The sequence below is a fragment of the Cytobacillus oceanisediminis genome, assembly GCF_007830235.1.
Taxonomy (GTDB): domain Bacteria; phylum Bacillota; class Bacilli; order Bacillales; family Cytobacillaceae; genus Cytobacillus; species Cytobacillus oceanisediminis.
On sequence record NZ_VLKI01000022.1, the window covers coordinates 1 to 21,640 of the forward strand.

The 21,640-nt window shown below is 38.0% G+C and carries 27 protein-coding genes and 1 other annotated feature; of the genes, 16 read left to right on the forward strand and 11 right to left on the reverse strand.

Going from position 1 to position 21,640, the window contains the following annotated elements; genetic code table 11:
• The 3 genes from IQ19_RS23335 to IQ19_RS23345 form a co-directional block, all read left to right on the forward strand.
• Positions 1–257 (forward strand): integrase core domain-containing protein (locus tag IQ19_RS23335; RefSeq protein ID WP_144545603.1); only part of this gene is annotated, 257 nt, incomplete at its 5' end.
• A gap of 207 nt (positions 258–464) precedes the next feature.
• Positions 465–983 (forward strand): GNAT family N-acetyltransferase, encoded by a 519-nt coding sequence (locus IQ19_RS23340; RefSeq protein WP_144545605.1) that lies wholly within the window; start codon positions 465–467, stop codon positions 981–983.
• A gap of 72 nt (positions 984–1,055) precedes the next feature.
• The gene (locus tag IQ19_RS23345) at positions 1,056–1,211 is read left to right on the forward strand and encodes a DUF1540 domain-containing protein (protein WP_144545607.1); all 156 of its coding nucleotides are present in this window, start codon (positions 1,056–1,058) and stop codon (positions 1,209–1,211) included.
• A gap of 96 nt (positions 1,212–1,307) precedes the next feature.
• Here the strand turns inward: IQ19_RS23345 and IQ19_RS23350 are convergent, their stop codons facing one another.
• Positions 1,308–1,577, reverse strand: a complete 270-nt coding sequence (locus IQ19_RS23350) for a hypothetical protein (RefSeq protein ID WP_144545609.1) — start codon at positions 1,575–1,577, stop codon at positions 1,308–1,310.
• Positions 1,578–1,700: 123 nt separating this feature from the next.
• Between IQ19_RS23350 and IQ19_RS23355 the strand changes: the two genes are divergently transcribed.
• Complete coding sequence (locus tag IQ19_RS23355; protein ID WP_144545611.1) at positions 1,701–1,904, forward strand: hypothetical protein; 204 nt, start codon at positions 1,701–1,703, stop codon at positions 1,902–1,904.
• 191 nt (positions 1,905–2,095) lie between these two features.
• On the opposite strand, the gene IQ19_RS23360 is transcribed toward IQ19_RS23355, so the two are convergent.
• Entirely contained in the window at positions 2,096–2,671 is a 576-nt protein-coding gene (locus IQ19_RS23360; protein WP_144545613.1) for a DUF1259 domain-containing protein, read from the reverse strand.
• A gap of 393 nt (positions 2,672–3,064) precedes the next feature.
• Here IQ19_RS23360 and IQ19_RS23370 point away from each other — a divergent pair, with 393 nt between their 5' ends.
• Positions 3,065–3,436, forward strand: coding sequence for a flavodoxin domain-containing protein (locus IQ19_RS23370; protein ID WP_144545615.1), 372 nt, complete (start codon positions 3,065–3,067; stop codon positions 3,434–3,436).
• An 880-nt stretch (positions 3,437–4,316) separates the two neighbouring features.
• Here the strand turns inward: IQ19_RS23370 and IQ19_RS23375 are convergent.
• The gene (locus IQ19_RS23375) at positions 4,317–5,255 is read right to left on the reverse strand and encodes a DMT family transporter (RefSeq protein WP_144545617.1); all 939 of its coding nucleotides are present in this window, start codon (positions 5,253–5,255) and stop codon (positions 4,317–4,319) included.
• A 1,664-nt stretch (positions 5,256–6,919) separates the two neighbouring features.
• Between IQ19_RS23375 and IQ19_RS28210 the strand changes: the two genes are divergently transcribed.
• On the forward strand, positions 6,920–7,066 hold the full coding sequence (locus tag IQ19_RS28210) for a hypothetical protein (RefSeq protein WP_199749538.1): 147 nt from the start codon (positions 6,920–6,922) through the stop codon (positions 7,064–7,066).
• A gap of 42 nt (positions 7,067–7,108) precedes the next feature.
• Here IQ19_RS28210 and IQ19_RS23380 read toward each other — a convergent pair whose 3' ends face one another.
• The 3 genes from IQ19_RS23380 to IQ19_RS23390 are packed head-to-tail and all read right to left on the reverse strand — an operon-like array spanning position 7,109 to position 8,517.
• Positions 7,109–7,405: a putative quinol monooxygenase gene (locus tag IQ19_RS23380; RefSeq protein WP_144545619.1), complete on the reverse strand. Its 297-nt coding sequence runs from the start codon at positions 7,403–7,405 to the stop codon at positions 7,109–7,111.
• Between the two features lie 21 nt (positions 7,406–7,426).
• Positions 7,427–8,062, reverse strand: coding sequence for a nitroreductase family protein (locus tag IQ19_RS23385; RefSeq protein ID WP_144545621.1), 636 nt, complete (start codon positions 8,060–8,062; stop codon positions 7,427–7,429).
• 26 nt (positions 8,063–8,088) lie between these two features.
• Positions 8,089–8,517 carry a MarR family winged helix-turn-helix transcriptional regulator gene (locus tag IQ19_RS23390; protein WP_144545623.1) on the reverse strand — a complete coding sequence of 143 codons (429 nt, stop codon included), beginning with the start codon at positions 8,515–8,517 and terminating at the stop codon, positions 8,089–8,091.
• A 258-nt stretch (positions 8,518–8,775) separates the two neighbouring features.
• Between IQ19_RS23390 and IQ19_RS23395 the strand changes: the two genes are divergently transcribed.
• The 4 genes from IQ19_RS23395 to IQ19_RS23410 are packed head-to-tail and all read left to right on the forward strand — an operon-like array spanning position 8,776 to position 10,776.
• Entirely contained in the window at positions 8,776–9,243 is a 468-nt protein-coding gene (locus tag IQ19_RS23395; protein WP_144545625.1) for a flavodoxin, read from the forward strand.
• Entirely contained in the window at positions 9,236–10,123 is an 888-nt protein-coding gene (locus IQ19_RS28215) for a hypothetical protein (RefSeq protein WP_199749539.1), read from the forward strand. The genes IQ19_RS23395 and IQ19_RS28215 overlap by 8 nt, the downstream gene beginning before the upstream one ends.
• Positions 10,124–10,138: 15 nt before the next feature.
• Positions 10,139–10,597, forward strand: a complete 459-nt coding sequence (locus IQ19_RS23405) for a flavodoxin (protein WP_144545627.1) — start codon at positions 10,139–10,141, stop codon at positions 10,595–10,597.
• 38 nt (positions 10,598–10,635) lie between these two features.
• Positions 10,636–10,776 carry an FbpB family small basic protein gene (locus IQ19_RS23410; RefSeq protein ID WP_144545630.1) on the forward strand — a complete coding sequence of 47 codons (141 nt, stop codon included), beginning with the start codon at positions 10,636–10,638 and terminating at the stop codon, positions 10,774–10,776.
• Positions 10,777–11,142: 366 nt separating this feature from the next.
• On the opposite strand, the gene IQ19_RS23415 is transcribed toward IQ19_RS23410, so the two are convergent.
• A complete protein-coding gene (locus tag IQ19_RS23415; RefSeq protein ID WP_144545632.1) occupies positions 11,143–11,937 on the reverse strand; it encodes an HAD family hydrolase in 795 nt (264 codons plus the stop codon).
• An 804-nt stretch (positions 11,938–12,741) separates the two neighbouring features.
• Positions 12,742–12,951, reverse strand: a complete 210-nt coding sequence (locus tag IQ19_RS23425) for a hypothetical protein (RefSeq protein WP_144545634.1) — start codon at positions 12,949–12,951, stop codon at positions 12,742–12,744.
• Between the two features lie 461 nt (positions 12,952–13,412).
• Here IQ19_RS23425 and IQ19_RS23430 point away from each other — a divergent pair, with 461 nt between their 5' ends.
• Positions 13,413–14,345, forward strand: a complete 933-nt coding sequence (locus IQ19_RS23430; protein WP_144545636.1) for a D-2-hydroxyacid dehydrogenase — start codon at positions 13,413–13,415, stop codon at positions 14,343–14,345.
• Positions 14,346–14,547: 202 nt separating this feature from the next.
• On the opposite strand, the gene IQ19_RS23435 is transcribed toward IQ19_RS23430, so the two are convergent.
• Together IQ19_RS23435 and IQ19_RS23440 are read right to left on the reverse strand one after the other, a co-directional pair.
• On the reverse strand, positions 14,548–14,844 hold the full coding sequence (locus IQ19_RS23435; protein ID WP_144545638.1) for a 4a-hydroxytetrahydrobiopterin dehydratase: 297 nt from the start codon (positions 14,842–14,844) through the stop codon (positions 14,548–14,550).
• Entirely contained in the window at positions 14,841–16,574 is a 1,734-nt protein-coding gene (locus tag IQ19_RS23440; protein WP_144545640.1) for an aromatic amino acid hydroxylase, read from the reverse strand. Before IQ19_RS23440 ends, IQ19_RS23435 begins: the two co-directional genes overlap by 4 nt.
• An 89-nt stretch (positions 16,575–16,663) precedes the next feature.
• Positions 16,664–16,872, reverse strand: a binding site (T-box leader).
• A 192-nt stretch (positions 16,873–17,064) separates the two neighbouring features.
• On the opposite strand from IQ19_RS23440, the gene IQ19_RS23445 reads away from it, so the two are divergent.
• The 4 genes from IQ19_RS23445 (at position 17,065) to IQ19_RS23460 (ending at position 19,446) form a co-directional block, all read left to right on the forward strand.
• Positions 17,065–17,541 carry a 2-thiouracil desulfurase family protein gene (locus IQ19_RS23445; protein WP_144545642.1) on the forward strand — a complete coding sequence of 159 codons (477 nt, stop codon included), beginning with the start codon at positions 17,065–17,067 and terminating at the stop codon, positions 17,539–17,541.
• A gap of 116 nt (positions 17,542–17,657) precedes the next feature.
• On the forward strand, positions 17,658–17,891 hold the full coding sequence (locus IQ19_RS23450) for a cyclase (protein WP_144545644.1): 234 nt from the start codon (positions 17,658–17,660) through the stop codon (positions 17,889–17,891).
• A gap of 390 nt (positions 17,892–18,281) precedes the next feature.
• Positions 18,282–18,563, forward strand: coding sequence for a hypothetical protein (locus IQ19_RS23455; RefSeq protein WP_144545646.1), 282 nt, complete (start codon positions 18,282–18,284; stop codon positions 18,561–18,563).
• 313 nt (positions 18,564–18,876) lie between these two features.
• The gene (locus tag IQ19_RS23460) at positions 18,877–19,446 is read left to right on the forward strand and encodes a nucleotidyltransferase domain-containing protein (RefSeq protein WP_144545649.1); all 570 of its coding nucleotides are present in this window, start codon (positions 18,877–18,879) and stop codon (positions 19,444–19,446) included.
• A 262-nt stretch (positions 19,447–19,708) separates the two neighbouring features.
• Here IQ19_RS23460 and IQ19_RS28730 read toward each other — a convergent pair whose 3' ends face one another.
• Complete coding sequence (locus tag IQ19_RS28730) at positions 19,709–19,885, reverse strand: DUF3291 domain-containing protein (RefSeq protein WP_242021107.1); 177 nt, start codon at positions 19,883–19,885, stop codon at positions 19,709–19,711.
• A gap of 602 nt (positions 19,886–20,487) precedes the next feature.
• Here IQ19_RS28730 and eutB point away from each other — a divergent pair.
• Positions 20,488–21,504: a hydroxyectoine utilization dehydratase EutB gene (eutB, locus tag IQ19_RS23470; RefSeq protein ID WP_144545741.1), complete on the forward strand. Its 1,017-nt coding sequence runs from the start codon at positions 20,488–20,490 to the stop codon at positions 21,502–21,504.
• Positions 21,505–21,640: the final 136 nt, after the last annotated feature.

The window sequence follows — 21,640 nt, forward strand, 5'->3', positions numbered from 1 at the left end:
CCTATCAAAATCGAATAAAAGAGAAGGATTTAGTCAGTAGTATGTCGCGCAGAGGAAACTGTTGGGACAACGCAGTAATTGAGTCTTTTCATTCGAACCTAAAATCAGAGGAATTTCAGTATGTTAAATTTAATTCTTTATCTTTAGAAGAAGTAAGAGAACGTGTAGATCAATTTATGAGGTATTATAACGAAGAGCGTATCCAAGAAAAATTAGGCTACCACACACCAATAGAGTTTGGTGATATGGCAGCCTAAGAAGGTGTTTTATTACTGTCTCAAATGACTAGGTCAGTCTAAAAACACGCAGGTGCTTTTTCGTGCTTATATACGCATGTGCAAAGGGGATGACCCTTTACACCTTTCATTGAAAGACTATAAACACAAGTCGCTTTGAAATTGAGAAGGGAATCCTTTCAAAACAGCCGAATAATATAATTATAAATTTTAATAGGGGAATAGAAAATGGATCTAAAAACAGAGAGATTAATACTGCGCAAGTTTAAGGAAGAAGATTGGCAAGCCGTTTTTGAATACACTTCCAATCCGGAAGTGATGGAATATATTCCGGAAGGCGTTTTTTCGGAAGATGATTCAAAAGAATTTGTCCGCAAACAAAGTGGAGAAAGTGCAAAGCATTTCCCCGTCCTAATAAAGGATGAAAATGTCCTGATTGGCCATATTTCTTTTCATAAGTATTTTGGTGACCATACATATGAGATAGGCTGGATCTTTAACCCGAAGTTTTATAATAAAGGCTATGCTTCAGAAGCTGCTTTTGCAGTGCTGAAGTATGGTTTTGAGGAGCTTGGTCTGCATCGAATTATCGCGACCTGCCAGCCAGAGAACCCGCCTTCTTATCGGGTGATGGAGAAAATCGGGATGAGGCGTGAAGGATTTTTCAAAAAATGCATTCCGCATGGTGATGGGTGGTGGGATGAGTATTATTATGCGATTTTGGAGGAAGAGTGGAATTTAGAGTAACACCTGACTTTTAAATGAGCTATTATAGCACCCTCCTGTATTGTTAAAAATAACAAACAGGAGGTGATATACATGGCTAAAGATGTTCTTTGTGAAGTAAATAACTGCACGTATTGGGAAAATGGAAATAAGTGTGGTGCAGAAGCTATTTATGTTGTAAGCCATACGGGCAAACATGCTTCCAATAGCAAAGAAACAGATTGCAAAACATTTGAACCAGAAGTTTAAGCAGGCAGGGTAACCAATTTTGGTTACCTCTTCTTTCTTTATTATTGATAATAATTATCAGTTTCATTCATACTTTTAGATAGTTATAAAAAAATGTTATAGAGTTGGTTCTTGTGTTTTGCGGAGAGGCGTGAGCTTTTTCATGTTTTTAAATATTTTATAATGTGCAGTTCCCACTTTCTCTTCTACATAGTCCAACGAATAGTCTCCCGATGGATCCGATAGTTCCCCGATGGCTCTTGAAAGATGATCGATAACCGATCTGTATGATTCACTTTTCTTCTGGTCTTCCAACGAATTCATTTCTACCATAATGTCATGAGCAAGGTTTTGAATTCTTCGTAAACGGATTTGTTTCGTTTGCATATTATCGCATCCTCCCTTTTTTGAATCAGTATTTATATATGGTTTTTTTCTGAAAACATAACTAAAAATCGTTTCAGACTGCCGCTGAATTTTTGAAATATTATAGCAAGTGGGAGAAGCGTCATGAGGAGGATAGGGATAGCCTTATTAGTGGGCGGGTTAATTTTATTTATGTCTGGAATCTATTTGTCTGCCTTTTGGAGTGCAGTCGGGACTTTCATCGGAATCATCGGAGGGATCGCCAAGGGAAGTGCTTCATATTTCCTCGCAAAAACATGCCAAAAAAAGCTGTATGGAGAATTTAAAGTGGAATTTTATATGGTTTGATTTGTTTTTATCATTTTTATTTTAATAAGTTCAGTCTTAAATATCCTTTTTAAGATGACTGAAAAGAAACATTTGGGCATGACGTTGGTATTAAGCCTGGTTTTATCCATCATCACTGTTGCCGTACTAGGACATTAGGGGGTTAGCTAATAAAAAACCATTTGTGATGTAAATCATCACAAATGGTTTTTTTAGAAAAGATCTACTTTCCTAGCTGCTTCGATGCTATTTCTGGCAAATTCAAATGGGTCGCCGACATTTTCCCAGTGCATATACATGAGACGCGGTTCTTCAAAAAGCCAATGGTTGTGTAAAGCAGTAACAATAATTCCCCTTTTTCTTAATTCTGATAGGAACGGATTAATCTCTTTTTGAAGGATAACGGTTTCACCCAAATTAAGAGTATCCATGCCGCGGCCGTTTTCAAAAGAAAGTGCGAAGGGAAGTGCAAGTGGGGAACGGGTGGTGCGGTCCAGTATTGTTGCATCAATATCTCGAAGGCGCTGAACTACACAGGCTGGCTCAGTTACCACTACATCTCCTCCGATAATGTCCGCAAGTTCCTGGCACGCTGATGGACTCAAACCTCTTACAGCACTTCGGCTTCTGTGTTTATCTCTTTTTCTCCCTGTCTGGGCTTGTACCTCAGATGGGGATTCAAACTCTTCATCAGAATCATTGTGAAAGTCAAAATTAAAATCCTGACGACGATTGGAAACCCTTAAAAATTTTTGATTGCCAAATCTGTCATATTCTCTCCAACTCATTCTTTTAGCCTCCTTGTCCTTGGTTGAACACACAAACATTTTATTCTTATGAATTAGAAATGAATGGGTTATTTGTTTAAGGCAAACACCTTTTTTGACAAATCAGGTCTTGATTAGTAAATGAAAAAGTAAAAAGCAGCTTGTAGACTGCAACACTCCCATCCTCTTCTTATTTCCCACGCAGGGAATGAAGACTACCTTGGCGATCGAAGCTGTTAAAAACGGGAGCCCGGATTTAAAAATTTTTCTGAAAAGCCCTTTAGCACGTTTGAGATGAAAAGCTGCTTTTTTCGCAATAAGCTGCGATTTACATTTTGCCTTCTTCAGTGAAGCGGACAAAGGTAAAGCGGTTGTCTTCAGGATTTTTCCTGCGGATGAACAGCGATTGCGGATATGATCGCTGAAGAGCTAAAAGGTCAAAATCATGATGTATTTTTAGAAGATTTTATGAGTGTTCAAAGTGCTTCAGAATTACTAAACTATGATCTTACTTTTATTGGTATGTATACATGGGGAGATGGGGATTATTCGGATGAATGTCTCGATATGATTGAAGAAATTGAACAGCTCGACCTCGAAAAGCATCCCTTTGTGATCTTTGGATCTGGAAATACCTCCTATTCTGAATTTTGCGGCGCCCTTGATCAGCTTCAAAGGCTTATTGAAGAACAAGGAGGAACAGTCGTTGGGGACCCGTTAAAAATAGAGTTTAATCCGGAACCAGCAGATGAAGCAGATATTAAAAGATTTGTGTCAAAGCTCTGATGTCTCAAGATCTAAAAGAGAGCTGCTAATTTATTGTAGCAGTACTGCCCTTGAAGGATGGTCTAGATGAAAAGGAAAATATTGCGTGAGCTCATGGAAGAAAACATGAAGAATATTCTGAAGGATAAAGATCAATGAAAATATTTAATGGAGACGAAGAAACGAAGAGTAAATTAATAGTTACATCCTAGTTGAATAAAGATTTATTAAAGCTTAATGGCATTGAAAAGAGAGACTGTGCATTTCTGCAATAAGCAGGAACGTTCATTTTTTTACCATGCATGGTTCAATATTTACTCTCCTGCCCAAGCGGTTTTGGGACTTACTTGACCATATAAAATCCAAGTTTTCAAGAAACTGGCCTTTATATTACTAAGGTGGCATACGGGTTAATTAAATGCTCAATAAGAATGAATGATCATGAGTTAAAAAAAATCATCCTCTAGGGGATGAAAGCGTAATGATTAACAGAGTTAGTCTTATTTGGATTTTTTAGTATTCGACTTTTCCTTTTGAAGTTTATCTTTTTTCTGATGCTCCGCATCCTTCTTAAACGCTTCCATTGCTTTGTAGTAGAGAAAAGTCACCGTTTCCACCTCCTCCCTATCTACTAGTTCGTTATATTATATTTAATTCCTTTTATGTTTTTAGTAAAATTAAAAATTTCTGCATCACGTGATCCATCTTCATTTTTTAAGCTAATTCCGTATTTAACATTTGGCGGTTACAAGTAATCCAGCTGCAATTGTTCTTGTAATTAAAATTATTCTTAGTCCCATGAGGGAGAACTTAGACTAAATCCATATCGGAAGACGTGCTGCATGTATTGTAAACTAGAAAAAGATATTGAAGGAATCAGTTATTGCAGAATTATTATATATTACATGGTAACGCTGGTAGTCTCTTTCTCTTCTTTCTTTACAGCTATTGGCCCACTATTTTGAGATCCTAAGATCACCCCAGAACCAATGAAGAGAAACCCTATAATTTGTAATACCAAGATAGGCTCATGCAATACCAATACTGAAGTAATGGCTGCAACTAGCGGAATACCGTTCATAAAAATGGCGCATTGACCGGGACCAAGGATGCTAATCCCTCGATTCCACAGCATATTTCCTATCCCTGTAGGAAATACACCGACATAGATCAGCATTATCCAGAGTAATACACTAGTAGGCAACTCACTCCAACCTTTCATCGTTTGTTCCCAGATCACCATGGGAAAGTAACAGATTGAAGAAAGTGAGTAGGCGTACAAACTGATGATTGCCGGTGGAAACTTTATGTCAGTTGCTTTTTTAATAAATATGAAGCTAACACTAAAAGTTAGTAAGGCTCCAACGATATACAAATCACCAATGTTAAAAGATAAATTAATTAAGTTTGTGATTGCCCCTTCCAATACAACTAGCGAAACACCAAAAAAGCCAAGACTAATACCAAGCATTTGCTTCCAGTGTAAAGGAACCCTAAAGACCAAATACGAAATCAAGGCAGTTGCTAAAGGGGTTAATCCCATTATGAGTGAGGCATTAGTGGCTAACGTATATTTTAGCCCCAATTGAAAGAAAGCATTGTTAATAACAACACCAATAACAGAAGCACCTAAAACATAACCCCACACCTTCTTATTTCTTGGCAAAATAAAAAGGAATTTTCGAACAATCCAAATCAAAGCAATAGCAGCAAAAAGGTTCCGAAAGAATAATAAAGTCCAAAAAGGGAAACTTTCAAGCAATATTTTTGTAATGACGAAATTGCTTCCCCACATTAAAATTACGAGTAACAAAATCCATTTTATGCGTGTTTGATTCAAGTTTTCATCTTCTTTCGAATTCGTCTATTTATTATTGCACCCAAGATCAATATTTTTAAGATATTATTAAGAATCATTAAATTTGTCCTAAAAAACATTAAACATGACGTCATTATACTAACCAATCATAAATTACTTTATTTAATTAAGATATACTAAGGTTCTGCTGTTTTTCTAGATTGATATTTTTAAAACCTCGAAGACGTTACTTATACTAGATGTGGCATCTTTATTGTATAGAAGAGGGGCCTATTTACAAATAATAGATCAAAGCGCTTAATTATTAGTATAATCCTAATTACCCGCACTTCACTAAAAAGATCCGACCAATTACCATGGTCGGACAATAAATATATATAAGGGGGTCAAAATGAAAAAACTCATTAATCATTTAGACAGATTAATTATAACCAAAATTTGTTAAAGAAATGTTTCGTAGATAATACAAAAATATATCAATAAATAATCCTGATCAGATCAAACCGTTCTGCAGCCTAATTTGTATATATTTCTCGTCCGACCATAACTGAATGGTTGGATCTTTTTTATTTATGGGAAAATCATTTAGTATATTGGGAAGGTTAAATTTTTGATTTCCTATCAAAAAAGCGGCTGCATAAAATGAAAAAATCCAGGGATGAAGAGAACTAAATTACCTTATTAAAAAGCCAAACTCAGTGAAAAGTTTGGCCTCGTTCAAGTACAAGGAATGTTTTTATATATATCGGATGCCTACCTGCTATCTCTCCAAAGGTTCCTGTATCCTTTATATATTTTGGTTTGAAAGTAAAACAGTCTACGTGCTGAATTTGCTCAAACATTGTGTCCAAGTGAACCCTATTATCTTCCCAAAGTGGCTCACAGCATGGACTTAATAAGGCTGTATTTTACCATTAATCTTTAACATATGATCCTCTCCTCCCACTGAAAACGCTTAAAAGTTTTAAAACTCCTTCTTGTTCACAAAACGTTCAAAATGCAAGTTGTTTTCTCAACCTTATGTCGGCTTTCTTTTTGACTCATAAAAACTTAAATACATATAATAGACGAGTATGTTTCCCATGTGCAAAATGGAGATTGCAGGAAACAAAGCCTTTCTTATTTAGAAAGGCTTATTTTTTTGTGAAAGATAAGTTAGTTTTACCGAAAATATTATTGTGTGTATATTGCAACTTAGGCACTAATTTAAAAATGTTGTCTTTTAAGAAGAATTTCTCAGAATGAAGCAATTGGGGTTAGTCTTAGACATGTCTTGACATGAGCGGAATAAAAAGGTTCCGAGCAAAAGTAATTAATTTCCAAAAGGGTTCCGGAGCTATATAATGAACAACGTGGCTTACAATTAAACAATACTATTTAAAAGCTTTTACAATACAATTAATATCCTGCCACACTTAAAAAAATGGAAGGGTTCAAAAATAGTTGAGACAGACAGTTAGAACTGTGATGAGCACAATTTTTTGCATGAATTGTGCTCATTTTTTTGTATCGGGCAAGAGTATTGAATAAGTTATTTGAATCGGGCAGGTTCGTGCAGGAGGGTTGTATTAAGGGAAACTTTTAAATATCTTGTTAATGCTAATATTATTTCCCATCTATCTTGAATAAAAATGGTTCTATAACAAATACTTGATTTAATGAGACTAAATGAAAAGGTGATGAACATGGACAATAAACAGTATGGTTTTGCGAATTTAACGGGTGAAGACCTTCAGCAGGTGCATGACCTTGAAAAGCAGCTAACCAAAGAAAAAGGGGAAGAAGTTATTCTTATTGCTTATCATGATCAGAAAGAGAACCAAGGGAAATAAAAAGTGCCTGCCCCGATATATAATTAGGGGCAGGCATTGTTTTTATTTCTCTATAGGATTGGCATTGAACAACTTCACCTGAGGCGGAGCAGCCATAAACTGTGATGCCTTGGCAGTAAATTGAGTAAAGTGTTCCGTTTGATTATGGAACTTTACAGCATCCATGTCTTTCCACAATTCCACCATGGTGTAGGAGCCGGCTTGTTCTGTATCTTTTAAAAGGTCATATGAAATATTGCCTTCTTCTGCTTTTGAAGCTTCAATTAGCGGTCGGATTTCAGTTAGAAAGTCATTTTCTTTATCGGGTTGTACTTGAAAACCAGCATGAATAATAATCATGTTTCATTTCTCCTTATGGGGTTATTTCCATTCTGTGATGGTATCAACAGGCAAGCGTACAGACTTGTAGCCCTGGTCAGCAGCTTTACCAATTGAAATGAGCATAACAGGGTAGTAGCGTTCCTTGTCCAAATTAAATGCTTTGGCAATGCGGTCTTTTTCATAGCCGCCGATAGGATTTGTATCATAGCCGTGGGCGCGGGCTGCTAGCATGAGCTGCATGGAAACAAGGCCAGCATCGATCAGATTCATTTCTTTCTTTTGCTCAAATGACATGCCTTCTACTAGACCCTTGATCGCTGGAACCTGCTGGTCTCTTACCTCCGCTGGCATGTAGCCTTTTTCCACTGCCGTATTATAGATGGTTTCTATATATTCTTCGCTCTTCATATCCACAAAAACCGCGATAACGGCTGCGGAAGTCTGGACTTGTCTTTGATTGAATTTCGCCAGTGGAGCTAGTGTTTCTTTGCCTTCTTTTGAATCAATGACCACAAAGCGCCATGGCTGCAAATTAACGGAGGAAGGAGCTAAAGCGGCTTCCTCCAGAATTTCAGCCATTTCTTCTCTGCTGATTTTAACGTCAGGATTGTAATTTCGGATGGAACGTCGGCCTGTTACAATTTCATTAAAGTCGTTTATTGCTGTTTTATTCATGATGAACTCTCCTTTTCGTTGTGTAATTAAATTTTCTCTACATTCTCCTGAATGCGTGTAAGCATATTTAAAAGCGCAATACGCTCTTCATTTGAAAAGCCTTTTAGGACATTTGCAATGAACCGCTGTTTTTCTTCGCAGTATGCAGCGATTTTCATTTTGCCTTCATCGGTCAGGCGGACATAAGTAAAGCGGTTATCTTCAGGGTTTTTCCTGCGGATGACCATTCCTTTTTCTTCAAGCTGTTTAAGGTGTCTTGTGACGGCCGCATGATCGATATTTACCTTTTTTTGAAGTGCCCGCTGGGTGATTTCCTCTGCTTCAAAAAGCTCACGCAGGATCTCAAGCCGCGACTGGCTGATGCCTGTACAGCGCTCAAACTTCGGCATTGTCTGTTTATTGAGCTCAAACAGCCGCTGGGCGATTAACTCTTCTTCCTTCGAACATTTGAACAAAGCATCCTCCACCTTTTATTAATTGATAGATCAATTATTGATGCGTCAATTAATATACTCCTATTGATTTCTGAAGTCAAACAGATGAGCTTGAAGAAGAAGTTTTTCAAGTTCTGCATACATAAATCCTATTTATAACCAAAATCATTTAGGTAAATGTCAGCATAAGTGAAAATATCCATTGACATTGATAATCATTATCAACTATTATCAATTTAAACATAATTGAAAATTGTTATCAATTAGGAGGCGGTTGGAATGAAAGCTTTCATTGGATATTTAAGTATGTCAGGAAATACGGAAGATATGGCCAATATCCTAAAAAATGTTCTTGTCTCTAAAGGGTGTGAAGTGGAAATGGAAAGTCTGGATCTGACAGAAGTACAAAGTATCCTGGCATATGATTGTATTTTTATTGGCGCATATACATGGGGGGATGGCGATCTTCCTTATGAAGCTGAGGATTTTTTTGAGGAACTGAATGAATATGATTTAACGGGAGTGCATGCTGCATGCTTTGGGTCGGGAGATCATGCTTATCCTAAATTTTGTGCCGCAGTGGATACGTTTGCGGATAAATTGAACAAAAGAGGAGCTCATGTTTTTCATCAAAGGTTGAAAATAGAACTCAACCCTGAAACAGACGATCAAATTCTTGAATGTCAGCAATTTGCCGAATCCGTCTATGCGTGGGTAATAAATAAAAAGGAAATTGAACATGTTTGACAAGGGCTCTACAGCAGTTTTATCCTCCCCGGAGCTTCCTTTCATGGTAGCAGTAAAGCAGATGGGCATTTATTCCTTTGAGGATGGTGACTGGTTCCTGCAATATGGATTAACACAAAATATCTACAAACTTGTGCAATTAGGTCATTTTATATTCGGTATAGGAGACTATGGCACCATTATTCGTTACGATCTGCAGCGAAAGAAATGGAATCAAACGTCATTCCCAACGGCCCAGCGGCTATGGGATATTACTGGAAACCATAAAGGGTTCATCGTGACTCATGGAGGCAGCAGTCTTTATGTCTCGAATAATTTTGGCTCTAATTGGTCAGTCATTAAACCTTTTAAAATTTTGTCCCAAAAGCCACTTATCCGCTCACTTCTTTATCACCATGAAAGCATTTATATTGGAACCCAAATAAATTGCCAATATGGTGGACTGTGGAAATATCAGGTTGAAACCGGAGAGATTCAGCTCGTTAAAGAAGAAAAGCATTCTATGATTTCCTCCATTTATAAAGATGAAGATGAATGTCTCTTTATTGCGAAAGGAAATGCGCGATCAGGTAAAGGATCGATTGAAATGCTAAACCCCTATTCAAATAGATGGGAAGCATGCCAGCAGCCTAAATCAGAAAAGGCTTTCCTGGATATTTTTAAGGCGGATAAAAAATTATATGCCACGACGAGTCAAGATGAATACGGTTTTTCAAGAATTTACGAAGTGCAGAAGGCGAGTATGTCCTTGCTTCCGATTGAAACCGTGGCTGGGCATGGATTCAGGGGTGCGGGCTTTGAAGACCAGCTTTTTATCTGTTCACATGTAGAAAGCAAATGGATTACACAAAGACTTGAAGTTTCAGCACTAGTTCATTGATTGGAGTGAAGAGGAATGAAAATTGGCGTATTTTATGCAAGTATGTCGGGAAACACAGAAGCGATTGCGGATATAATCACTGAAGAGCTGAAAGATCAAAATCATGATGTATGTTTAGAAGATTTTATGAGCGTTCAAAGTGCTTCTGAATTACTAAACTATGATCTTACTTTTATTGGTATGTATACATGGGGAGATGGGGACTATCCTGATGAATGTCTCGATATGATTGAAGAAATCGAACAGCTTGACCTAGAAAAGCATCCCTTTGCGATCTTTGGATCTGGAGATACTTCCTATCCTGAATTTTGCGGAGCCCTTGATCAGCTTCAAAGTCTTATCGAAGAACAAGGAGGATCAGTCGTTGGGGAACCGCTTAAAATAGAGTTTAATCCAGAACCAGCAAATGAAGCAGCTATTAAAAAATTTGTGTCAGAAGCTCTGATGTTTCAAGATTTAAAAGAGAGCTGCTAATTTTTTGTAGCAGTACTGCCCTTGAAAGGATGGTCTAGATGAAAAGGAAATTATTGCATGAGCTCGTGGAAGAAAACATGGAGAATATCTTGAAGGATAAAGATCAATTAGAAGAAATTTATCGAAAGATCGATGAAAATATTTTAATGGAGACGAAGAAACAAAGAGTAAATCAATAGGGGAATGTACTATCAATATAATTAGATAATTTATAATAGTTTAATAGCATAGGAGGAGAGAGAAAAGTGGGGAACAAGTGGCAGTGATGCGGATATTAACTTCGACGGCAGCGTTGATGCACTAGACATAGGAGCATCCATTCCGTTTGAAGAAAGATCTGAAAAGACATTAAGCACCTATAAAGGGATGAGAATTCCTGTTCAGGATATCGTTTCATTGGTAAAGACCATCACTCATCTTTCCAAAGCATCTTGTGTAAAAGAAATCAATATGCCTGAGATGCTGGATACGAATGCATAATAAGAAATGACAGGTATGAATCACACCTGTCTTTTTTTACTACGAAAAGTCATTATAAAAAACCTCTAAATCGCATATTCATATGATTTAAGAAGATAGCGTTCTATAAACTCAGCTAATCCATCATTTTCATGGTGCCCTGTAACAAAATCAGCTGCTGCTTTAACCCTTTCGCCAGCGTTCCCCATTGCCACACCAATACCGACATGACGAAGCATCTCTATATCATTGGGTCCATCTCCAATGGCTGCGACTTCATTTGGACTAATTTGAAATTCGGTAAGCAAGCTTTTTATAGCAGACCATTTGGAAACATCAGGAGCAACCAGCTCAAACCCGTCATTCCAATCGATGACTTCTGCTTCCGTTTTAAACAAAGCGGATATTTCAGTACTTGGTGAACCTGTTCGAACACTATATTTAAGAACATCTTGATAAGTTGCCTGTCTTAAATCTCCAATATACTGTGGCGGAATTTGCCCAACTTTCGTCCAATAATCGATTTCTTCATTTGTTTCCTTACAATAAAGCCCATTAGCTGTATGGATAATAACATTACAAGGATTTTCAGCGGTAAGGTGGTGAAATCGTTCATCGTTCAATCGAACGGTTTTCAATTGCATAACTCTTCCTGTCTCTGCATCGTGAATAGCGGCACCATTTAAACAGATCATCGGTGTACGTAATCCAATTTCTTTATGGTAGGGAGCGGTTACTTCATAGTGTCGACCAGTGGCTAGAAAAACCTTGACTCCCTGATCAATGAGCCTATAAATGGCTTCCATATTTCGGCAGGAAATGCAGTTTGAGGCTTTTAGTAGTGTACCATCCATATCAATAAATATTGCACGCATATTCATTTATACTGCCTCCTCATTCGTTGATAAACCAATCATATCATCTGAATATTAAAGCCAAGTAAACTCAGTGTATAGATTAGGTGATGTTTAATGCATTAACATTAAGTCAATTTATTGATTGGTATGTGCCGAAAGTGAATATTAATAAGCCAAAAACAGTTGGTACTTTTACATTAGGAAGTGGCAAGTTAATTGTGGAAAATGGACAGTATTCACTCTTACACAGCTGAAGAAGTGGTTGAAAGTTTACTTGTATTTTATGGAGAAAAGAAACCAAGTGGAAAATGGCATGTTTGCGAAAAGCTGATTGGAGTTGACTCTGCACGGGCGCGGACGTTCTACCCTGGCTACTGTTATAATAAGACCATATAAAAAAAGGTCAACCAGAAATATTTTCTTATCTGGTTAACCTTATAATACGAAAGGGCGCGATTTTGGAATAAAACTTAGATTGTTTATTGTAAAATAAAAATGCAGAGAGTTGAAGAGAATTTGGTCTGTACCAACTTTACAGGCCTTGTATGGTGAAGCCAGTCCTTGTAAATGCTGGTTTTCTTGCTTAGGAATCATGCCCGCAGAGGCTCCATGTCAAGTTGCAATTCTGTGAACTCCGCGCTACAGTACAATGTATTTTTCGATGCAAAACACTTGATCAAGAATCAGGCATAAAGTTCCATGTTTTTATGACCCATTCAAATATGGAAAACCCATTAAAATAAGGCATAAATGCCTGTTTTAATGGGTTTTTCCAGGGTTATATGCCGGGGTAAAATGGCCGGAATTCCCCATATGGCAAAGAATTATTTATTCTGTTTGCGCTTGAACTTTCGCCGCATTTTGTGCTTGAATTAATGCACTTTGGGCCTGTGCCAGTTCATTCGAAGCTTGCTTGATTGCCTCTTGGGCTAATGATTGGTCAGAAGCAGATTTTTCAAGTGCCTGTGTAATTAAGGATACGGTTAAATTTACATTTGCCTTTGCTTGAGTAAGCTGATTTGTGTCAATTTGCTGCATTGTTTTCACTCCTTTTAAAGTCTTTTAAAATACTCTTATATCATCTCCACGCTTAAATTTTTTATTAATGGCATTCAACATTTTGTGAAACCAATTGTTTCTATGTATAAAATAGATATTTAAAATTATATGAGTTAAATGATAGGAAAAATAACGGAACCCTTATTACTAACAATAAGTATACGTAAATAATGAAAGGTAATTACCTAATAATATTAATTAGGATGTGATATTCAATGTTGAGATGTGCCTGGTGTATGCTACAGCTATCATTGGAATTGTCTTTCCGTATTTTAAATTTATTGATGTTACGGTTTCGTCAAGTGAAAAAGTTACGTACTAACCTTTTTTTTCAATAAGGCTTTGCAATTATCTTCAACGAATGGGCGCGCTTGTTAAATAGAATATAAATCGGTTGTGATGGTTGAGGTAAATTATATAAAAAGTTTGGGGGAAGTCTAATGAACATACATAATATACTAGTAGCAGGTAACTATCAAGAGCAATTCCAAGTACAGTTACCTGCTAAAATAACTCAGAGCTTTTGTTTTAAACAGATTGATAAAATAACAGAAGAGGATTTGTCATGGGCAGATGTCTATGTCGGTTTCAAGCCATGTCCAGGCTTCCACTTTGCCGATATAAAATGGGTACATTCCTTTAATGCGGGTGTAAACAACTTTTTAGAAATTGATGGATGGAAGGAACATGATATCTTTCTAACCCGCACTGTTTGCTCGTTTGGGTTAAGAATAAGCGAGTATTGTTTAAGCTATGTATTAAGAGATCTTCAATATCATCACTACTTTGAAGGAAAACAAACGGAGAAGAAGTGGGCTCCAAAAACTCCGCAATTGGTGAAGGATCAAACAATTGTGATCTTTGGTACAGGGGAGATCGGACAGGAGGTTGCCAAAGTATTTTCAAGTTTTGGAGCCACCGTTTACGGCGTCTCGCAAAGCGGCAAGCAAAAGGAGTATTTTCAAAAAGTGACGGAAACCAGCTCTGCAAGCACGTTGGTTGCACAGGCAGATTGGATTATCAGCACATTGCCTTTGACAAATGAAACGAGTAAGTTATTTGATCGTGCGTTTTTCAGCAATTTAAACGGCGCTGCCTTTATCAATGTTGGCAGAGGCCTTACGGTGGACGAGCAAGCTCTCATTGAAGCGCTAAATTCACAAAAGGTCCGTTACGCTGTGTTAGATGTTCTTGAAACAGAACCGCTGCCAGAGACTTCCGAGCTATGGGAAAGAGACGATATCGTCATCACTCCTCATATATCAGCTGTAACGGAGCTGAATGAAGCGATAGCGTGCTTTTTAGATACATTAAAGAGAATCGAAAATAATGAAGTTTTACCTAATAGGGTGGATTTTTTGAAGGGGTATTAATATATAAGCAAGGACTTTTGGTGGATAAGCATCATTCGGTTTTTTAGCGTTTACGTTTTCGTCACAGAACAGAGGAAAATTGTTTAAAGTATAGTTATTAAGCAATAGGGCGCGATTGTGGAAGATTATAAAGACATCCCAACAAAATAGCAGAAAGCTCAGACCCTGTCTGAGCTTTCTGCTATTGCTTCACAATCCAATTTCACAGCGGCTGTCCTTCAAATAATCTCTCGATCTGCAGGGCAAGCTTAAAATCCAGCTCAGTCAGCCCATTTTCACTCCAAGAGGTAAGGGAGACAATCACCATCTTGTATTGAATCGTGATAAAAGGATGGTGGTTTTCTTTTTCAGCAAGGGTCGCGATTTTATTAACGAATGCGATTCCGTCTAAGTATTCTTTGAAGCGGTAACGGCGTTCGATCCATTTGCTGTCTTTTCTTTTCCACTCAGGCAGTGTGGTTAATTGCTGGGTTAATTCTTCTTCACTTAATCGTGTCATACAGTTACATGTCTCCGATCGAATATGACATCTAATCCATTTTGAATTAGCCGGACATAGCGTTCCTCTTTACTTAATTTTTCAAGCTGATCGAGCAGCAATTTTTTCAGAGGTGATTCAGGGTCATGCTTTTCCAATAGTTCAAGAACTTCAAGCTGAAGCAGCCACTCCTCTGGGAATTCATTGAGAATTTTTCCGGCAATGCTGTGAAGAAGGACATCTTGAGAGAAGTTGGATTCCCGGATATGCCTTACTTCAGCATATAAATGTTCTAGAGGGATAAGGGCCTTTCCTTCTTTTTGGATGTCGTCTTCATTCATAACTGCTTCCCCATGAAATGATACGTAATCTGCTGCAATTGGGCGTGCTGATACGACTTGGCTGCCTACTGCCAGATCATACGTACCCCATGTTGGATGAAACAGGATGTCATCTCCTCTTTTAACGAGACATTCCTCTAATGTGATCAAGACAAGTGAATCTTGATGAAATAATAAATTAGTCACATGGCCGGAAATTTCAATTCCGCTTTCGAATGATATTTGCATCATTTTATTGATTTCGATCCCTAATTTCTTCAGGCTCTGTTCCGTTTGGTCTTCTAGCCTAATGCCTCCTGCAAGCTTGCCGATGGGGGCGCCAAATCCAGTGTTATGCACATCGGGGCCTTGATGATCAATTTGTTCATTTTGTATAGAAAGGGCACTCGGGCCTGTTGTTTTTACATAGATGGCTTTTCCGTCCGCATCTTTTAGGATATCAGTGAACAGGCCGGTAATCTGAATGCCCGAATTGTATTCAATGTGAGCAATTTGGCTCGAAGCGATCGCTTTCTCAATGGCTTCCGTTCCGCCCGTGCAAAAGGCCATGGTTTCACCGAATCTGGTAACTTCCTCAATCAATTGCTCGAAGCTTTCGCAAACGAAAAGCTGGGTTTGCATGGATGTGACGTCATAGCCTGTGGCAATGGCGTCCTCAATTGTAAACGGACGTTTCACCACATCATCGGATAGGCAATGTTTGCTTTCACCTACAGAAGACAGAAGGCCGGCTCCAAAGATTTTTGGCTGATGAAGTTCGCCGATCAGACCAAATTCTACCGTCCACCAAAAGATTCGGGAGATTTGTTCAGCTTCAGAAAGTCCTTTTACGAGCTGCTGTTTTTCCTTCAACTGCTGTTTGGCTGCTTCAATTTCTTCTTCTGTTGAAGCGGGTCTTTCCATGACAATCGATAAATGCCTGGTTGCTTCAAACACCTCATGTTCTTCTTTTGTCGCAAAAGCATTCGCGCCGATATTTCCGATTAATTTAACAAACTTTGAGTAGGTTTCATCAAATAAAATGGGAGCATGGCCCGCAGCTTCATGAAGAATATCGGGTGCGGGAGTATATTCAATATTCGTCTTCTGGCGTATATCCGTCGCGATTGGAAGTATGCCATGCGCCTGAAAATCGAAAAACGCAGTTCCAGGAATTAATCCGTCGACAATGACCGCTCCCCAGCCGATTTTATCCAAATGAACGTTCATTTCACTCACCTTTGGAATGATATCGATATTAATGCCGGATGACTTCAAGCCTGTAGTGAAGGCATCATGGGCGATGTCCTCAAGGAAATGATGATTTTGCCTCATCACGTATCTCCAAACCGCATGGTCAATGGGGCTGTATGCATTGTAATGCTGATGGGCTGTAAAAGGGCGTAAGTGTACGGGTATCGATTTTTTCATTGTGTATTTCTCCTTTTGTTGAATTTTGCTTAAACGCTTTTAAGCGCGAAAGTATTAGGTATAAAAAAATCCCTGCTGAATTTTCATTCAGCAGGGACGATGTTACCCGCGGTACCACCCTGATAGTAAGCAAAGAACTTTCCACTTCACAAAATAACGGCTAAACCGTCTTATTTCAGTAAAAGAAATAAGAAGCTCCAGAAACGTAATTCATGTTCTCCTTTGTACTGGTTCTCAGCACCACCAGCTCTCTGCAACAGGGAGGATACCACTACTTCAATTCCTTCAAAGCATTTAAGTATTAGGATGCTTTACATCTTAAACGCTTTTGAGTGTTAAAGTCAATTGTTTTTTTGAAATTAAATTTAGATGCTATTCAGATTTGCTATAGAGCAGCATATGAATTCATTTAACACGTGAGCTTGTCTCTGGATGTGTAGTACTATGAAGTTATATTGCAGGATATCTGAAACAATGAGAGGTGCAGGATATGATACTAGTAAGCTCCTGTTTAGCTGGATTAGAAGTAAGGTATAACGGTACACATTCTTTAGAAAATAAGATAAGGAAGTTAGTAGATGAGAAAAAAGCTGTAACGGTTTGTCCTGAATTGCTTGGCGGATTTTTAACGCCTCGGGAACCTGCTGAAGTAACAGGGGGAGACGGAGCGGATGTGCTTGATGGAATGGCTAAAGTGGTTGAGAAATCAGGTAAGGATGTAACCGAACTATATATAAAAGGCGCCTATGCCGCTTTGGAACAAGCACTAAAAATAAATGCAACAATAGTTGTTCTAAAGGAGAATAGTCCATCCTGCGGCAGTTCACTGATCTACAATGGTGAATTTAACGGCAAGAAAAGGGCAGGAGATGGAGTTGCCTCTGCCTTGCTTAAAAGAAATGGATTCACCGTCATATCAGAAGAGCAATTTGTGAACAATCTTCTTCGCGGTGATTCAAATAAATAACCCTGCTTCAGGTCGAGAAGTTTTGTATCAGCATTGGTTCAAAAAAGGGTTATGTATCATACTACTTGAATAGGTATATTAGGATCAACTCAAATCGAATTTAAGGTGGAATCAAAATGGACAAAAGAGTTCAATTTGACTTTGAGATCGATTTTACCAATGGCGGGGGGATACAGGGGCAGGATTTTCGCCTTGATATTGAGGGGAATGACATCACGGATGAGGAGTTAGCTAAGTATATCGTTGAGGACATGCGGCTGCTGATGGTGAGAGAAGTAAGGATATTGAACAAAAAAATAATAAACGAAAAACATAAACGCAGACCTGCTTATGAGAATGATGAGCAATAACAAATTTTGCCGAAAAGTTTCGACTTCTAGGATGCAGGTCATGGAATGATGATAAAAAAGTAAAATGCTTTGCCTCATCAGAAGCAAGGCATTTTATTTTTAAAAATGAGTGCACACAGAAATGAGTATGTCATAACATACAAGTACTGCTTTAAAACGTCTTAAAATAAATGGATAAATCAATGAAGAATATAAAATAGAATATTAAGCCGTTTTCCTTTTAGAAAACGACTTTTGGTGGGCCATAGAACCTAACCACCGTCCGAAAATTGCTAAAAATCACAGACAAAGTTTTTCCAAACAATTATAGTTATTTTGTCATTAGACTATAAAACAGTAGAAAGCATTATTGAAATATTTTATAATAAAACAAATGGATGGTGAACGGAAATGGAAAGCCAAATGATGGATCTTTTGATTAAAATGAGTGAAAGGCTTGAAAGAATGGATACCCGGTTGGAGGGTGTAGAATCCCAGCTAAAGGGTATAGATACCCGACTTATTAGAGTTGAAGATACGGTAAACAGAATCGAAGCCTCACAAGCTGAAGACGTAATTTCCATGTTGAAATTGCAGAAAAAGAAAACGGATTTTGAAGTGGAATACTTGAACAATAGGATAACAGAAATGGACAAGCGTCTTTTTAACATAGAAAAAAGCATTGAAAATTAATCCAAAATAATAGAGGTATAGTTGGGCAGAGTAGCTGTCTGATTATACCTCTTTTTATTTGGCGTTAGGACAGAAGGGACAAAGGAGAATATAATAGGTGCCCTAGATGTATGAATGCGTTATTGACTTAGGCACCTTATTTATTTGTCGGTTGCCTTGGAGCAAGAACGATACTTTTTAATAAAACGGTGCCTTGCTCAAGAGGCCACAGCATTTTTTATTCAATAAACAGAGTTAGTTTGAGAAGAAAGAGGAAATTCATATAGAAAAAGAATCGTATAGAGATAATTTTTCTAAATATGGGGGGAATTATATGTCATTTGAACAATGTCAGCGTATTACCCTATTAATGGCAGGATTTAATAAAGCGTGGTTCATTGCTGGGGGATGGGCGATTGACCTTTTTATCGGTAAAGAAACAAGGGAACATAAAGATCTGGAGTTTGCTGTTTTCCGAAAAGACCAGCTTGATTTAAAACATTATCTAAAAGAATGGGAGTTCAAAAAGGTCATTAAAGGTGAATTCCATACTTGGGGAAATGAGTTTTTAGAGTTACCAGTTCACGAGATACATGCTTCGAATAAATTAAATAGAGAAGAAATAGAAATTCTTCTGAATGAAACCAAAGATCATAATTGGAAATTCAGGAGAGATCCAAGGATTTCCTCCCCTCTCAATTCAGTTTGGAGCTATTCTGCAACAGGCATCCCTTATCTAAAGCCAGAAATTGTACTTTTATATAAGGCGAAAAACACAAGAGAAAAAGACCATCAAGACTTCATGGCAATAAAGGATTATCTCGGTAATGAGCAGAAACAATGGCTTCGTTATTCATTGGAATTGCATAAGCCAGAACATAAGTGGCTTCAATTTTTGTTTTAATAATTATTCAACGATAGGGTGCCTATGGGGAAGATCAGCTGCCAAACCAGGCGGTTTTTTCTTATTGAACGAAGGGGCAGGTTTGTTCAATAAGGAGATGCTCTGTTTCCTATATAGAGCAGGAGAATTGACCCCAGCTATTTAAGCAAGGTAGTTTCCCCAAATTCATCAAAAGCGTGCTTAAAGTCAAATACAAAAGGATCTGGCCCATATTGAATATAAAAGTCGTATCTCTTGAAAGCCTCCTTCCATTAAACATCTGTTAACTTCTCCGTCCACCATACCACATAATTAGGCTGTCGCTCTTGAAGAGATTCAACCATTTGTTCCTGTCCTGTAAAGCTTGCTTATGTAGGCCTGAATAGGTAAAACGATATAAAGATAGAAGGCTTTTCCATACTGTTAGTGTGAGAATGGGGGAACCTTCTCCTTTGATCACTATTAGGCATTTATCAATGAATGGCAGACTATTAATTCTAAAATTCGAATGAAAACTTAGTAAGGTGTTAGAAATTTGTGAAGAAATTGCTGAAGCTAACAGGGCGCTGATCTAAGAAGGATTAACGCTTTATTATGAATTAACGTTTTTTTAAAACGGCGTTTATTGATATTTCTGTCTTTCTGCTTTCTTTTATTGAGGGAGTTTAGCCGAATAAAGAATTGAGGTGATTTCACTGAGTGTTACAGAAGATAATAAATAAAAGACAGTAGGGGAAGCAGTTCAAAAAGACATTCCTTTTATGTTAAGAATGTTATTCATAAATAAAAAGCGTTATTGTTTTATGTACAACTGGACAAAAGGAGAGGGGAAGAGAATTTACTGCTCTAACAGCGTCCAATTTAAAAAGAAATAAAAAAGGAGGACTTAATTGATAATTATTCCATCATTTATGGTCAAGTTTACAAAAAAATTTCCAACAGTGTTATAAAATTTGTATGAAAAAATTTTCCCTTTTATTAGCACTTTGGACAATTGAATTATCTGAAATATCGGACTACTATTAATTCAAGAAATTCTTTTATGGAGGGGAACAAACATTGATGCATTTAAAATCTGTGAAGGGAAGAATAGGGATTTCCATCCGCGATATTTGGGAAGCAAAGAAACGAATTTCTTCCCTGGTATATAAGACTCCATTGATTCAATCAGCGGTCCTGTCTGAAAAAATGGGCCGGAGGGTTTTTTTGAAACTGGAAAATGTTCATGAAATTGGAGCCTTTAAAGTCAGAGGGGCAGCGAATAAAATTTTGAGCTTAAGCTCCGAAGAGAGAGGGCGAGGAATCGCTACATATTCAACGGGGAACCATGGAATGGCTGTTGCGTATGTGGCAAAAAAGCTTGGAGTTAAGGCCGTTGTATGCTTATCAAACCGTGTCCCTAAAGCTAAGATCGATTCATTAAAAAGGCTGGGAGCCAAAATAGACATTTACGGTGACAGCCAGGATGCCGCCGGGGAACGGTGCTATGAGCTGGAGAGGATGGAAGGGCTGACTGTAATTCAGCCGTTCGATGATCCCTATGTGATTGCCGGACAGGGAACGATCGGGTTGGAGCTTTTGGAGGAACTTCCGAACTTAACAGATGTGATTGTCCCCCTTTCAGGTGGAGGTCTTCTTTCAGGGATTGGGCTCGCCGTAAAATCAAATGACAAGGGGATAAGAGTTTCAGGTGTTTGTATGGAAAAATCTGCTGTAATGCATGAGAGTTTAAAAGCGGGGCAACCTGTATTGCTTGAAGAGAGTGAGACTCTTGCCGACAGCTTGCTGGGCGGAATCGGTCTGGATAACAGATACACCTTCCGTATGGTTCAGGAATACATGGATAACGCTTATCTGATTCCCGAAGAGGAGATTGCATACAGCATGGCTTTTATAATAGATAAGCACAGAATGATTATGGAGGGAGCGGCAGCCACTGGAATTGCAGCAATTTTAGGCGGGAAAATTCCCCGGCAGGAGGGGGACGTTGCTGTAATCATCAGCGGACATAATGTGGATCTTTCTGTCATTCATCGGGTAATTCAAGATTATGCAATTTGTAACGATGGGTGGGGTTGATAATTACTGCCGAGGTACCGAAGGATTCAAAATATTCTGTACCGATGGAAATTTCCACATCACGGGCTATCGTATTTAAGAAAGATTAAAAATATAGCAAAAAAGTCCAGCATTAGCTTAATTTTAGTCCTTATGA